The organism is Massilia sp. CMS3.1 (assembly GCF_051262535.1).
GTDB lineage: Bacteria > Pseudomonadota > Gammaproteobacteria > Burkholderiales > Burkholderiaceae_D > Telluria.
This window is the reverse complement of sequence record NZ_JBIMES010000077.1, coordinates 1-832: the sequence shown is the minus strand read 5'-3', so window position 1 is coordinate 832 and position 832 is coordinate 1. Positions and strand designations below refer to the sequence as shown.

The 832-nt window shown below is 53.0% G+C and carries 1 protein-coding gene and 1 pseudogene; both read left to right on the top strand.

Annotated features, from left to right (window positions below; all coding sequences use genetic code 11):
- Positions 1–438 (top strand): tyrosine-type recombinase/integrase (locus ACHAC9_RS24495; RefSeq protein ID WP_435764416.1); only part of this gene is annotated, 438 nt, incomplete at its 5' end.
- 117 nt (positions 439–555) lie between these two features.
- Positions 556–832: pseudogene (locus tag ACHAC9_RS24490) on the top strand (hypothetical protein); the annotation flags it as partial.

The window sequence follows — 832 nt, the reverse complement described above, 5'->3', positions numbered from 1 at the left end:
GTCAACCTTCGGGTGAAGGATGTGGCACAAGGTAGAAGTGTTTTTCACCGTGCCATAGTCATGCAGCAGAAGACGCAACGACCTGTCCAGTTCGAAATCACTGATCTAACTCGTCAGTCTGTTCTCGGCTGGATCGACGAGCAAGGTCTAACCCCTGCTCAGTTCCTTTTTCCGAGTAGAGTCTCAGCAGTGCCTCACCTCTCTACCCGCCAGTACGCACGGATCGTTTCCAGATGGGTAAACTCGATTGGACTGGACTCCACGGCCTACGGTACACATTCGATGCGTCGGACCAAGGCCACGTTGATCTATCGGAGGACGAAAAATCTTCGGGCAGTTCAGCTGCTTCTTGGGCATACTAAGCTCGAAAGCACGGTACGCTATCTCGGCATTGAGGTCGACGACGCGCTTGAGATTGCCGAGCAGACTGAGGTTTGAGTAGGGTCGATTGGCCTACTTGGGTGGGCCGACGGCCCACCCCACGACGGTGCCAACGTCTGCGTTCGGCTGATAAAATGCAGCGCTTTGTATTTGATTTTTAGGAATGCTTAAATAGTGAAAGTGTCGAGTAAGAAAACACCTCCAACTTGGGCCGATGTCAAAGCAAAAGTAGCGGACGTTGACCGCAACGGTGTCTTGGCACTGCTTCGAGATCTTTACTCTGCCAGCAAAGAGAACCAAGCGTTTATTCACGCGAGATTTGAGCTCGGCGCCGATACGCTCAGCCCCTACAAGACGTCGATCACGCGCTGGCTCTGGCCAGACATTTCTCGAGGGCAGGACATTTCGGTCTCGAAGGCTAAGAAAGCGATCTCAGACTACAAGAAGGCCG